General features: G+C 57.7%; 12 protein-coding genes and 1 rRNA gene (1 of these 13 only partly in view). 5 read left to right on the top strand and 8 right to left on the bottom strand.

The window, feature by feature from the left end; all coding sequences use genetic code 11:
* Nucleotides 1-188: 188 nt before the first annotated feature.
* Nucleotides 189-980 (top strand): adenosylmethionine decarboxylase, encoded by a 792-nt coding sequence (gene speD / locus RS887_RS08800; RefSeq protein ID WP_322615054.1) that lies wholly within the window; start codon nt 189-191, stop codon nt 978-980.
* A gap of 192 nt (nt 981-1,172) precedes the next feature.
* Here speD and coq7 read toward each other — a convergent pair whose 3' ends face one another.
* The 6 genes from coq7 to hemJ form a co-directional block, all read right to left on the bottom strand.
* Complete coding sequence (coq7, locus tag RS887_RS08795) at nt 1,173-1,820, bottom strand: 2-polyprenyl-3-methyl-6-methoxy-1,4-benzoquinone monooxygenase (protein WP_322615053.1); 648 nt, start codon at nt 1,818-1,820, stop codon at nt 1,173-1,175.
* Between the two features lie 149 nt (nt 1,821-1,969).
* A complete protein-coding gene (locus RS887_RS08790) occupies nt 1,970-2,308 on the bottom strand; it encodes a histidine triad nucleotide-binding protein (protein ID WP_007986008.1) in 339 nt (112 codons plus the stop codon).
* Nucleotides 2,309-2,388: 80 nt separating this feature from the next.
* Nucleotides 2,389-3,177 (bottom strand): SDR family oxidoreductase, encoded by a 789-nt coding sequence (locus tag RS887_RS08785; RefSeq protein WP_322615052.1) that lies wholly within the window; start codon nt 3,175-3,177, stop codon nt 2,389-2,391.
* Nucleotides 3,178-3,238: 61 nt separating this feature from the next.
* Nucleotides 3,239-4,204, bottom strand: coding sequence for a DUF805 domain-containing protein (locus tag RS887_RS08780; RefSeq protein ID WP_322615051.1), 966 nt, complete (start codon nt 4,202-4,204; stop codon nt 3,239-3,241).
* A 93-nt stretch (nt 4,205-4,297) separates the two neighbouring features.
* Nucleotides 4,298-5,266: a nitronate monooxygenase family protein gene (locus tag RS887_RS08775; RefSeq protein ID WP_322615050.1), complete on the bottom strand. Its 969-nt coding sequence runs from the start codon at nt 5,264-5,266 to the stop codon at nt 4,298-4,300.
* Between the two features lie 33 nt (nt 5,267-5,299).
* Nucleotides 5,300-5,731, bottom strand: a complete 432-nt coding sequence (hemJ, locus tag RS887_RS08770; protein ID WP_008017444.1) for a protoporphyrinogen oxidase HemJ — start codon at nt 5,729-5,731, stop codon at nt 5,300-5,302.
* 135 nt (nt 5,732-5,866) lie between these two features.
* Here hemJ and argC point away from each other — a divergent pair, with 135 nt between their 5' ends.
* Both argC and erpA read left to right on the top strand, forming a co-directional pair.
* Nucleotides 5,867-6,901 carry an N-acetyl-gamma-glutamyl-phosphate reductase gene (gene argC / locus RS887_RS08765; protein ID WP_085716545.1) on the top strand — a complete coding sequence of 345 codons (1,035 nt, stop codon included), beginning with the start codon at nt 5,867-5,869 and terminating at the stop codon, nt 6,899-6,901.
* A 166-nt stretch (nt 6,902-7,067) separates the two neighbouring features.
* Nucleotides 7,068-7,418, top strand: coding sequence for an iron-sulfur cluster insertion protein ErpA (erpA, locus tag RS887_RS08760; protein WP_007906865.1), 351 nt, complete (start codon nt 7,068-7,070; stop codon nt 7,416-7,418).
* Between the two features lie 68 nt (nt 7,419-7,486).
* On the opposite strand, the gene RS887_RS08755 is transcribed toward erpA, so the two are convergent.
* Together RS887_RS08755 and RS887_RS08750 are read right to left on the bottom strand one after the other, a co-directional pair.
* Complete coding sequence (locus tag RS887_RS08755) at nt 7,487-8,578, bottom strand: anhydro-N-acetylmuramic acid kinase (RefSeq protein ID WP_322615049.1); 1,092 nt, start codon at nt 8,576-8,578, stop codon at nt 7,487-7,489.
* Nucleotides 8,579-8,581: 3 nt separating this feature from the next.
* Nucleotides 8,582-10,000: a peptidoglycan DD-metalloendopeptidase family protein gene (locus RS887_RS08750; protein ID WP_322615048.1), complete on the bottom strand. Its 1,419-nt coding sequence runs from the start codon at nt 9,998-10,000 to the stop codon at nt 8,582-8,584.
* Nucleotides 10,001-10,212: 212 nt separating this feature from the next.
* On the opposite strand from RS887_RS08750, the gene tyrS reads away from it, so the two are divergent.
* Both tyrS and RS887_RS08740 read left to right on the top strand, forming a co-directional pair.
* Nucleotides 10,213-11,412, top strand: a complete 1,200-nt coding sequence (gene tyrS / locus RS887_RS08745) for a tyrosine--tRNA ligase (protein WP_322615275.1) — start codon at nt 10,213-10,215, stop codon at nt 11,410-11,412.
* Nucleotides 11,413-11,906: 494 nt separating this feature from the next.
* Nucleotides 11,907-12,588, top strand: a 16S ribosomal RNA gene (locus RS887_RS08740); it runs 855 nt beyond the window's last position.

Below are 12,588 nucleotides of genomic sequence, written 5' to 3'. Positions count from 1 at the left end.
GACGTCTGCATAATGCGCCACTTTTTTCAGGGTAGTGGCCCGTCAGCCGACAGGCCTCGTACCCGAACAGACAACCAAAATCGCCATCGCGAAGAGGTGTTAACCGTCCTACGCAGGTGCGTTGTTCGCATCTGACGGGCATGCTTGATCACGCGGCCGGGCCGCAAGCACATAGAGAGTTTTTAACGGTGAAAAGCAAACTCAAGCTCCACGGGTTCAATAACCTGACAAAGACCTTGAGCTTCAACATCTATGACATCTGCTACGCGGAAACCCCGCAAGACCAGCAGGCTTACGTCGAGTACATCAATAAAGAGTACAACGCGAAACGCCTGACGCAGATTCTCACGGAAGTTGTCGATATCATTGGTGCCAACATCCTGAACATTGCCAGTCAGGACTATGAGCCGCAGGGCGCCAGCGTCACGATCCTGATCTCCGAGGAGCCGGTAACCCCGACCGACAGTCAGATCGAAGAATCCCCGGGCCCGCTGCCCGAAATCATTCTGGCCCACCTCGACAAGAGCCACATCACGGTGCACACCTACCCGGAAATCCATCCGGTCAGCGGTATTGCAACTTTCCGTGTAGACATCGACGTGTCGACTTGCGGGGTCATTTCACCGCTTAAAGCGCTCAACTTCCTGATTCACCAGTTCGATTCGGACATCGTGACCGTGGACTACCGTGTGCGCGGCTTCACCCGTGACGTTGAAGGCAAAAAGCACTTCATCGACCATGAGATCAACTCGATCCAGAACTACCTCTCCGAAGACACATACGACGCGTACCAGATGACCGACGTGAACGTGTACCAGGAAAACCTGTTCCACACCAAGATGCTGCTGAAGAACTTCGAACTGGATAACTACCTGTTCGGCGACGCCACCAGCAACCTGTCCTCTGGGCAACGCGCCCAGGTGACCGAGCGGGTGAAACACGAAATGCTCGAAATCTTCTACGCGCGCAACATGGCGTAAGATTTTCAGGCGTAAAAAAGGCGACTCCCTCACGGCAGTCGCCTTTTTTATTCTGACTGGTGGCTCTTGTAGGAGCGAGCTTGCTCGCGATGGACGTCAACGATAACGCGTGTTTGCTGCATAAACGTGTTGCCCTGACGTTTTTCGTCGGAACGCCGCCCGGAGCAAGCTCGCTCCTACAAAAAAACGGAGTCAGATCCGATAAGTACTCTTGGTCATCACCTTGGCCATCAGGCTCATCCCGAATTTCACCGGCGCCGGAAAGCGGAACCCGCCAGCATCCAGTGCACTTTCGGCATGCTGTTCTTCATCGATACGCATCTGCTCAAGGATCGCCCGGGATTTTTCATCCTCGGCCGGCAATTGTTCCAGGTGTTCGTTCAGGTGTTTGCACACCTGGTCTTCCGTTGCCGCAACGAACCCCAGGCTGACTTTATCGCTGATCAGGCCGGCCACTGCGCCAATCCCGAAAGACATTCCATAAAACAGCGGATTGAGGATGCTGGTGTGGCTGCCCAGTTGATGGATGCGTTGCTCGCACCAGACCAGATGATCGATTTCTTCTTCGGCGGCATGCTCCATGGCAGCACGCACTTGCGGCAGTTTGGCGGTCAGCGCCTGCCCCTGATACAGCGCCTGGGCGCAGACTTCGCCGGTATGGTTGATGCGCATCAGGCCGGCAACGTGGCGCGTGTCTTCGTCGCTCATTTTCGCATCCGGCTGCACGATGGCGGGCGACGGACGGTACGGCTGGCCACTGAAGGGCAGCAGGGTGCGAATCGCGGCATCGGCTTGCAGCAGAAGGCGGTCAATGGGCGAGTAGTGACGTTGGGTAGTCATGCTGACCTCCGGGGGGAATTTCGGTGGCCATTTTAACCCAAACGGCCGGGGAAGGATTGCGCTGGGTCATTGTGATGCAGAGGCTGTGACAGTGCTGTGATGCCTTTTGTGAAAGCGGCAGTGCGCCGCCTCCACAGGGATTACCGCAATCAGCCCGGCGGCCAGTGCATCTGGCGCTGACCCAGTACGTGCATATGAATGTGGTAGACGGTTTGCCCGCCTTCTTCATTGCAGTTCATGACGACGCGGAAGCCTTTTTCGCAGCCCAGTTCCAGGGCCAGACGCTGCGCGGTGAACAGAATATGCCCAGCCAGCGCCTTGTCGTCCTCGGTGAGGTCATTAAGGGTGCGCACCGGTTTCTTCGGGACCACCAGGAAATGTACCGGTGCCTGTGGGGCAATATCGTGGAAGGCCAGTACCTGGTCGTCCTCGTAAATGATCTTCGCCGGGATTTCCCGGTTGATGATCTTGGTGAACAGAGTATCCACAGCTGTTTTCTCCGTTGTTTGGGCTGGCCTGAGTGTACTCATGGCTTATGCCAGCGCCCAGCCTTTTACCTTGAGTTGGATCAGCGCGGGCAGTAAGCCTTGTTGACCATGCCGGCGATTGTGCGAGTCAGCCAGCGCGAGCCGAGCCTTGGCAGGAAGGCAAACCAGCGGTTGCGCCGCCCGGGAATAATGATCGCTCGATTCTTTTCCAGTGCGCGCACGGTGTAGAGCGCCACTTCTTCGGGGCTCATCAACAGCTTGCTGTTGGTCAGTTTGTCGCTGTTGAGCTGCGCGGTGCGGAAAAACGCCGTGCGGGTCGGTCCGGGGCAGAGCACGGAAACCTTGACCGCGCACTTTTTCAGCTCGACGCGCAATCCTTCGGAAAAGTGCAGCACATAGGCCTTGCTGGCGTAATAGGTGCTCATCCACGGTCCCGGTTGAAACGCCGCCACCGAGGCCACATTCAGAATCTGCCCGCCGCCCTGCAGGGCCATGCTGTTGCCGATGGCGTGACACAGGCGGGTGAGGGCGAGGATGTTCACTTCGATCAGGTCTTGCTCGGTCATCCAGTCCTGGGCCAGGAACGGGCCGCATGTGCCGATACCGGCGCAGTTGACCAGCAGGTCGATCTGCCGGTCGCCCTCCTCAAGCTCCAGCAGGAATCCGGACAGGCGCAACGGTTCGCCCAGGTCGCAGGCACGGAACAACACTTCCACACCGAACCTTTGGGTCAGTTCAATCGCAATGCTTTCCAGCTGATCACGTTGTCGGGCCACCAGAAGCAGGCTGCGGCCTCGCCGGGCCAGCGCTTCGGCCATGGCCAGGCCGATGCCGCTGGAGGCGCCAGTGATCAGAGCGTAACGGGTCATGCAGTTCTCCATCGCAACAGCTCCGCGCCGCGACGCAGGTGTCACGGGCCAGGAGCGCTGTTCATTCTTTCGCAGAGTCTACAGGGGGCTGGGCCTCTTCGGCTGCATCGTTGGCGGAATTTGGCAGCGGTTCGACCTCGACGTCGATTTCATCCGTGGTGACCGAACTGCTTTCGTAGCTGCTCTGGGCGGCGCTTTTGTATTCTTCCCGTATCGCCGTGAGGCCACCGGCCAGCGTGCCGAACAGAATCAGCGCGATAACGATCAGCCACAGCGAAGACAATACCTTGACCGCGGTACCGTTCGGCGGAGGCGGCGGGCCGTAGCGGTTGGTGGTGTCGTTGCCCGGCACAACCATGATCACGAACGGAAAGAAACTGCCAACGAACGGCACCAGGTTCAGCAGCCACAGCCAGCCGGACCAGCCGACATCGTGCAAACGTTGAACGGTGATCTGGATGCTGACGAAGGCAAATCCGACAAACAGGATCAAGGCCAGCAAGCTGCCCAATATCAGGCCGGCGGTCGAATCCGAACCGATGAGAGCCAGAGCGACCAAGGCAAACACCCCGCAAACGGCCAGGAGCACAGCTGACACCACCAGCGTCCAGGCGAGGTAACGCAAGCGGCCGATACGGCCATCGAAACTGAATGGCTTGAGTGTGGCGAATTCCGCCACGGCTTCGCCGACGGGGGCGCGAGGTGGAGCGTAAGGGGACTGAGGATCTGCCAAATCTGCCTGGCTGCTGGCCGGGGTATGGTCATGCACGTCGGCGAGGTTCAACTCGATCGGTGTTTCGCCTTCGATGCGGGCGTCGATACCGGTTTTGCTCAACGCCTGGAGATAGGTCTGGGCATCAGCCTGCGACAGGTTGCGTTTGAGCGCTACCGGGCGCCCGCTGAACAGGCGCTCGATGGCCGCGACATCGCTTTTGAACAACTCGGCGAGGTTGAACTTGGCCGTGGTGATGTCGACACCGGGCAGCAAGCCACCCTCGAAGACGATCTTGAAACGGTTTTCGTCCATATTCGAGGCATCCTTGTCGAGAGAGGTTGAAAGAAGAATGTTGTGTCCGTGCGGGTATAAGGCCAGCCGGGTGAGGTTGGCCAAGTTTTACGATCAGCGCGGCCAGCGTTTGGGCAACCGGGCCGCATGCTCCAGGGCCTGGCGGTACTCCGCGTCGAGACGTGCAATCAACTGCTCGACGCTCGGCAAGTCCTCGATTTCTCCCACACCCTGGCCTGCGGACCAAACGGTCTTCCAGGCTTTGGCCTCATCGCTCACGGGTTTGAGCTTGGAACCGAAGTTGATCTCGCCCTTGCCTTGCAAGGCGGCCGTGTCGAAACCGGCGGCCTCCAGGCTCTGGCGCAGGAAGCTCGCGGGGACACCTGACACGGCTGGAGTATGGATGATGTCCGCCGCTTTGGAAGTCAGCAACATTTCTTTGTAGGCATCAGGTGCGTGACTTTCGGTCGTACCGATAAATCGCGTGCCGAAGTAGGCCAGATCCGCGCCGAGCAATTGGGCGGCAAGAATTTCGTGGCCGTGGTTCAAGCAACCGGCCAGCAACAGGGTCTTGTCGAAGAACTGGCGGATTTCGGCAATCAGCGAGAACGGGCTCCAGGTCCCGGCGTGCCCACCGGCGCCGGCCGCCACGGCGATCAAACCATCCACGCCTGCTTCGGCCGCTTTCTCGGCATGACGACGGGTTGTCACATCATGGAACACCAGGCCACCGTAGCCATGGACCGCGTCGACCAGTTCTTTCACGGCACCGAGGCTGGTGATCACGATCGGCACTTTGTGTTCGACGCAGATCTGCAGATCCGCCTGCAGGCGTGGATTGCTTTTATGGACGATCAGGTTCACGGCATAAGGTGCGGGGCTTTCCAGTGTCGCCAGCCCCGCTTCGATTTCTTCCAGCCAGGCCTTGAAACCGCTGCTTTCACGCTGATTCAGGGCCGGGAAGCTGCCGACCACGCCCTGGCGACAACAGGCGAGTACCAATTGCGGATTGGAGATCAGGAACATCGGCGCTGCCACCACGGGCAGACGCAAACGTTGTTCGAGCAGAGCGGGCAGCGACATTGGAAGTACCCCGGTGAGTTGTGCCTGTTGGATTTAGAACGGCCGAACGACGACCAGAATTACGATTGCCAGCAATATCAGAACCGGAACCTCATTGAACCAGCGATAAAAGACATGGCTGCGGGTGTTTTCGCCACGGGCAAAACGTTTTACCTGCGCGCCGCACATGTGGTGGTAGCCGATAAGAATCACCACCAGCGTCAGCTTGGCGTGCATCCAGCCACCCTGAGTGAAATACGCACTAGGATTGAGGCTGATCAGCCAGCCGCCGAATATCAACGTGGCGATCATCGCCGGCCCCATGATGCCCCGGTAGAGCTTGCGCTCCATGATGCTGAAGCGTTCCTTGCTGACGGTATCTTCGCTTTGAGCGTGATAGACGAACAGGCGCGGCAAGTAAAACAGGCCGGCGAACCAGCTGACGACGCTGACGATGTGAAGCGCTTTGAGCCACAGATAAAGCATATTTGGTTATTCCCCAATTCACGGTAGCCGGAATAGTAGAGGCTTGAGGCTCCGCACGTCACCTTGACGGTTGTCGCAGGGGCGCGCGCGCCCTATTATCGACGGCTTTCCAGTGGGTTCGTTGAGGGCAGGTTTATGGTCAAGGTCGGTATCGTCGGCGGCACGGGTTACACCGGTGTCGAACTGCTGCGTCTGTTGGCGCAACATCCGCAAGCTGAAGTGGTTGTCATCACTTCCCGATCCGAGGCTGGCCTGGCCGTGGCCGACATGTACCCGAACCTGCGAGGCCATTACGACGGCCTGGCGTTCAGCGTTCCGGACATCAAGACCCTCGGTGCTTGCGATGTGGTGTTCTTCGCCACGCCGCACGGTGTTGCCCATGCCTTGGCGGGCGAACTGCTGGCGGCCGGGACCAAGGTCATTGACCTGTCGGCCGACTTCCGTCTGCAAGACGCGGATGAATGGGCCAAGTGGTACGGCCAGCCGCACGGCGCACCGGAGTTGCTGGACGAGGCTGTGTACGGCTTGCCGGAAGTCAATCGCGAGCAGATCAGGAAAGCGCGCCTGATTGCCGTGCCGGGCTGCTATCCGACTGCAACGCAATTGGGTTTCCTGCCATTGCTCGAAGCCGGCCTGGCCGATGCTTCGCATCTGATTGCTGATTGCAAATCCGGCGTCAGCGGTGCCGGTCGTGGTGCTTCCGTAGGCTCTCTGTACTCCGAGACCTCGGAAAGCATGAAGGCCTATGCCGTCAAAGGTCACCGTCACCTGCCGGAAATTCGCCAGGGGCTGCGTCGTGCAGCAGGCAAGGACGTCGGCCTGACCTTCGTTCCGCACCTGACACCGATGATTCGCGGCATTCACTCGACGCTTTACGCCACGGTTGTTGATCGTTCGGTGGATCTGCAGGCGCTGTTTGAAAAGCGTTATGCCAACGAACCGTTCGTCGATGTAATGCCAGCCGGCAGCCATCCGGAGACTCGTAGCGTACGGGGTGCCAACGTCTGCCGTATCGCCGTGCATCGCCCTCAGGACGGCGATCTGGTGGTGGTGCTTTCGGTGATCGACAACCTGGTCAAGGGGGCGTCGGGTCAGGCCGTGCAGAACCTGAACATTCTGTTCGGGCTGGATGAGCGTCTGGGCCTGTCTCACGCAGGCATGCTGCCGTAAGGTTTATCGAGTACAGCAAAAGGCCCGTCTGACGGGCCTTTTTGCATTTCGGGCCGGCGATTGGGTTGGTTGATATACCATAACAATAGTTGACCGCTTTTCTAGGAGAAGCGGATAATGCGCGTCATCACGCAATATGACGGCGTAACGCCGGGAGATAGTCAGCATGAGCGTCGAATCCTTCACCCCCACGGCTTTGCAATTCACCCACGGTGCCGCGCACAAGGTGAAGAGCCTGGTCGATGAAGAGGGGAATGATCGCTTGAAGCTGCGCGTATTCGTTACGGGCGGCGGTTGTTCAGGTTTTCAGTACGGCTTCACTTTCGATGAAGAAGTGGCCGATGACGACACCATCGTCGAGCGCGAAGGTGTGAGTCTGGTGGTCGATCCGATGAGCTTCCAGTACCTGGCGGGTGCCGAAGTGGACTACCAGGAAGGTCTGGAAGGTTCGCGTTTCGTCATCAAGAACCCGAATGCGACCACCACCTGTGGCTGTGGTTCTTCGTTCTCGATCTGATCAGTGCACCTGTTTCACAAAACGCCGCACGGCCTCAGGGTCTTGCGGCGTTTTGCTGTGTGGAAGATTTATGCGGGGTAGATGGCGCCAAGTACGCGCAAACCACGGGCACCGGTAACGCTCGGACGGTTGGCCGCGATGCCTTCGAGGCAGCAATGAGCCAGCCACGCGAAGGCCATGGCTTCGACCCAGTCGGGGTCTACACCGTAAGTCGCGGTGCTGCTGACACTGGCGTTAGGCAACAGGTTGGCCAGGCGATTCATCAGCGCGGTGTTGTGGGCGCCGCCGCCGCAGACCAGCAGTTCCTGCGTGTCTGCCTGGGCGCTTTGCAGTGACTCGATGATGGTCAGCGCGGTCAGCTCAAGCAGCGTCGCCTGAACATCTTCGGCGCTGAAGGCTGGCAGTTGTGCCAGATGCTGTGTCAGCCATGGCAGGTTGAACACTTCCCGGCCGGTACTCTTCGGGCCTTTGGTGACAAAGAACGGATCGCTGAGCAGTGCATTCAACAGCAGCGGTTGAACGTTGCCACTGGCAGCCCATTGGCCGTCACGGTCAAAGTGATCGCCGCGTTGCTGATGAATCCAGGCGTCCAGCAACACATTGCCCGGGCCGCAATCGAAACCGGCAACCGGTTTGCCGGGCTCGATCAGGCTGAGATTGCTGAAACCACCTACGTTCAGCACGGCGCGGTTGCCGGCCCGTTCTTCAAACAAGGCTTCATGAAAGGCGGGAACCAGCGGTGCGCCTTGCCCGCCGGCAGCCACGTCGCGGCTGCGGAAGTCGCTGACCACGGTGATGCCGGTCAGCTCCGTCAGCAGGGCCGGGTTGCCGATCTGCACGGTGAAACCGCGTGCCGGTTCGTGGCGGATGGTCTGGCCATGACTACCAATTGCACGAATGTTGTCAGGCTTCAGTTGCTGCTGGCCGAGAAGGGCATGAATCCCTTGGGCTGCCAGTTTCACCCAGTTCTGCTGGGCGATGGCGGAGCGGGCAATTTCGTCCGGGCCGCTGGCGCACAAGCCAAGCAGCTCGGCGCGCAGGGAAACGGGCATCGGAATGTAGTGGGAGGCGATCAGCCTGATCGCCGGGGCTTGCTCGATCAGCGCGATGTCCAGGCCATCAAGGCTGGTCCCGGACATCACACCTATATAGAGCGCCATGACTTAACGCTTGCTCGAAGCCAGCAGAGTGGCTTTTTCCTGTTCCATGCGCGCCATCATCGGCTGGCTCTGGGCGAGGAAGCGTGCGCGCTCTGCCTTGGCGATCGGATCGGCCATTGGCAGTTTCTGGCCCAGCGGGTCGACGTGGACGCCATTGACCTGAAACTCGTAGTGCAAGTGCGGGCCAGTGGAGAGGCCGGTGGTGCCGATATAGCCAATCACCTGGCCCTGTTTTACCGTGCCGCCAGTCTTCACGCCTTTGGCGAAGCCTTGCATGTGGCCGTAGAGCGTGGTGTAGGTATTGCCGTGCTGAAGGATCACGGTATTGCCGTAGCCACCACGGCGTCCGGCCAGCAACACCTTGCCATCACCGGCAGCCTTGATCGGCGTGCCTCGCGGCGCAGCGTAGTCGACACCTTTATGGGCGCGGATCTTGTTCAGGATCGGGTGTTTGCGGCCCATGGAGAATTTCGAGCTGATGCGGGCGAAGTCCACCGGTGTGCGGATGAACGCCTTGCGCATGCTGTTGCCGTCAGCGGTGTAGTAGCTGCTGTTGCCTTGTTTGTTGGTGTAGCGCACGGCGGTGTAGGTCTTGCCGCGGTTGGTGAAGCGCGCCGACAGGATCGGGCCGTTGCCGACGGCTTTGCCGTTGACCACCTTTTGCTCGTAGATCACGTCGAATTCGTCGCCTTGGCGAATATCCTGGGCAAAGTCCACGTCGTAGCCAAACACACTGGCCATGTCCATGGTCAGGCTGTGGGACAGGCCGGCACGGGCCGCGGACTGCGACAGCGAGCTGTTGATCACGCCGTGAACGTAAGCGGAGTGCACAGTCGGTTTCGCGGTAATGCGGTTGAACGTGTAGCCCTTGTCGTTCTTGGTCAGGCTGATGCTTTCGAGGTCGTTGAGCTTGCTGTGCAGGTTGTTCAACTGGCCGTCAGGGCTCAGTTCGAATTCGAGTTTTTGCCCATGCTTGAGCTGGCTGAATTGCTTGGCCTGCTTGTCGCTGGCCAGTATTTCATGCACTGAGGTGGTGGGGAGGCCGACTTTCGCGAACAGCGTAGAGAGGGTATCGCCCTTGGCAACGATCACTTCCCTGTGGCTTGCCGGCTTCTTTTCTTCGACGACCGGCGCCGGCTCGGCTTGAGCTGTTTCCTGGGTGTCCTCGGCGCTGTTGTCGATCTGCGCGAAGGGAGATGTTGCTGGTTCATTTGTGGCTTGAACGGCGTCAGCAGCGTCTTGATCTTGTGTCAGTTGTTCAGCAGGACTTTCCAGTTCAAGACTCAGAGTCGTCTTTTTGGCTTCAACATCGCTGGAAGGGAATACCAGGAGCGCCAGGCTGAGAAGGGCGGCGATGCCACTTGCGGCGAGCAAGTGGGTTTTCGGGTAAAGCGGCGGCGCTTTAGACGATTCTGTGGTCATAAGTGATTTTGACTTTGAAAAAAGATGAATTGGAAAAGATGAATGACATGATGAAGATGAAATAACTGTATAAAATATAACCAAATCATCTTTGAAGCAAGTCCGCAGGCACCCTGTCTGCGGATTGGCGTCCGTGCGCCGGGCAAACCTTGTATTTGACGCGCGATCTTGTATGGTTGGTTCCCTTTGAATCTGAGCCTTGCGGGTCTGTTATGAAGTCGGTTGAAGAGCAGCTAGCGCTGATCAAACGTGGTGCGGAAGAACTGTTGGTCGAGTCCGAGCTGATTGAAAAGCTCAAGCGTGGCCAGCCGCTACGTATTAAGGCGGGCTTCGATCCAACGGCTCCGGATCTGCACTTGGGTCACACCGTGCTTATCAATAAGCTGCGTCAGTTCCAGGAGCTGGGGCATCAGGTGATCTTCCTGATTGGTGACTTCACCGGGATGATCGGTGATCCGAGCGGCAAGAGTGCTACGCGCCCGCCGCTCACTCGCGAGCAGGTCCTCGAAAATGCCGAGACCTACAAGACTCAGGTCTTCAAGATTCTGGATCCGGCAAAAACCGAGGTGGCGTTCAACTCCACCTGGATGGATCAGATGGGGTCGGCCGACTTCATTCGCCTGACTTCGCAGTACACCGTGGCTCGCATGCTCGAGCGCGATGACTTCGACAAGCGCTACACGACCAATCAGCCAATCGCCATTCATGAGTTCCTTTATCCGCTGGTTCAGGGTTACGACTCGGTAGCTCTGCGGGCGGACGTCGAACTCGGCGGCACCGATCAGAAGTTCAACTTGCTGATGGGGCGTGAGCTGCAGCGTGGCTATGGTCAGGAAGCCCAGTGCATTTTGACCATGCCGCTGCTTGAAGGCCTGGATGGCGTGAAGAAGATGTCCAAGTCCCTGGGCAACTACGTCGGTATCCAGGAAGCGCCGGGCGTGATGTACAGCAAGCTGGTCTCCATTCCGGATGTGCTGATGTGGCGCTACTTCGAATTGCTCAGCTTCCGCTCCATGGATGAGATCAATGCGTTCCGCGCTGATGTGGAGGCGGGTGCCAATCCGCGCGATATCAAGATCAAGCTGGCTGAAGAGATCGTTGCACGCTTCCATGGTGAGGAGGCTGCGGCCAATGCTCATCGTGCAGCTGGTAACCGTATGAAGGAAGGCGAGCTGCCGGATGATCTGCCAGAGATCGAGTTGACGGCTGCCGAAGATATGCCGATCGCTGCTGTCCTTAATAAGGCTGGTCTGGTGAAGAACTCGGCGATGGCACGAGATCTTCTCGGTTCGGGTGGTGTGCGTATCGATGGTGAGGTGGTTGATCGCACCTTTATATACGCGCTGGGTGCAACCCATGTTTGCCAGGCTGGCAAGAAGGCATTTGCGCGTATTACGCTGAAGGCTGAATAAAGTTGAAATAAAGTGTTGACGGCGAATTTTAGAAGCCTATAATTCGCCCCACTTCCGGCGCAGTCGAAACGGAAAACTCCTTGGAAAACAAAGAGTTACGCAGGTTTCGGCAGCAGATTGCTTCAAGTCATCGAAGCCGAAAGGAAGTTGAAAAAGAGGCGTTGACAGCAGCGTGTGACGCTGTAGAATTCGCCTCCCGCTGACGAGAGATCGAAAGCGCAAGTGGTTGAAGTTGTTAAGGATTCCTTGAAAACTTCTGAAAATAATCACTTGACAGCAAATGAGGCTGCTGTAGAATGCGCGCCTCGGTTGAGACGAAAGCTCTTAACCAACCGCTCTTTAACAACTGAATCAAGCAATTCGTGTGGGTGCTTGTGGAGTCAGACTGCTAGTCAACAGATTATCAGCATCACAAGTTACTCCGCGAGAAATCAAAGATGTAACCAACGATTGCTGAGCCAAGTTTAGGGTTTTCTCAAAACCCAAAGATGTTTGAACTGAAGAGTTTGATCATGGCTCAGATTGAACGCTGGCGGCAGGCCTAACACATGCAAGTCGAGCGGATGAAGAGAGCTTGCTCTCTGATTCAGCGGCGGACGGGTGAGTAATGCCTAGGAATCTGCCTGGTAGTGGGGGACAACGTCTCGAAAGGGACGCTAATACCGCATACGTCCTACGGGAGAAAGCAGGGGACCTTCGGGCCTTGCGCTATCAGATGAGCCTAGGTCGGATTAGCTAGTTGGTGAGGTAATGGCTCACCAAGGCGACGATCCGTAACTGGTCTGAGAGGATGATCAGTCACACTGGAACTGAGACACGGTCCAGACTCCTACGGGAGGCAGCAGTGGGGAATATTGGACAATGGGCGAAAGCCTGATCCAGCCATGCCGCGTGTGTGAAGAAGGTCTTCGGATTGTAAAGCACTTTAAGTTGGGAGGAAGGGTTGTAGATTAATACTCTGCAATTTTGACGTTACCGACAGAATAAGCACCGGCTAACTCTGTGCCAGCAGCCGCGGTAATACAGAGGGTGCAAGCGTTAATCGGAATTACTGGGCGTAAAGCGCGCGTAGGTGGTTTGTTAAGTTGGATGTGAAAGCCCCGGGCTCAACCTGGGAACTGCATTCAAAACTGACAAGCTAGAGTATGGTAGAGGGTGGTGGAATTTCCTGTGTAG

The organism is Pseudomonas sp. BIC9C (assembly GCF_034541995.1).
Taxonomy (GTDB): domain Bacteria; phylum Pseudomonadota; class Gammaproteobacteria; order Pseudomonadales; family Pseudomonadaceae; genus Aquipseudomonas; species Aquipseudomonas fluorescens_CC.
Note: the sequence above shows the minus strand (reverse complement) of the source record. Positions and strands in the feature narration are given on the sequence as shown.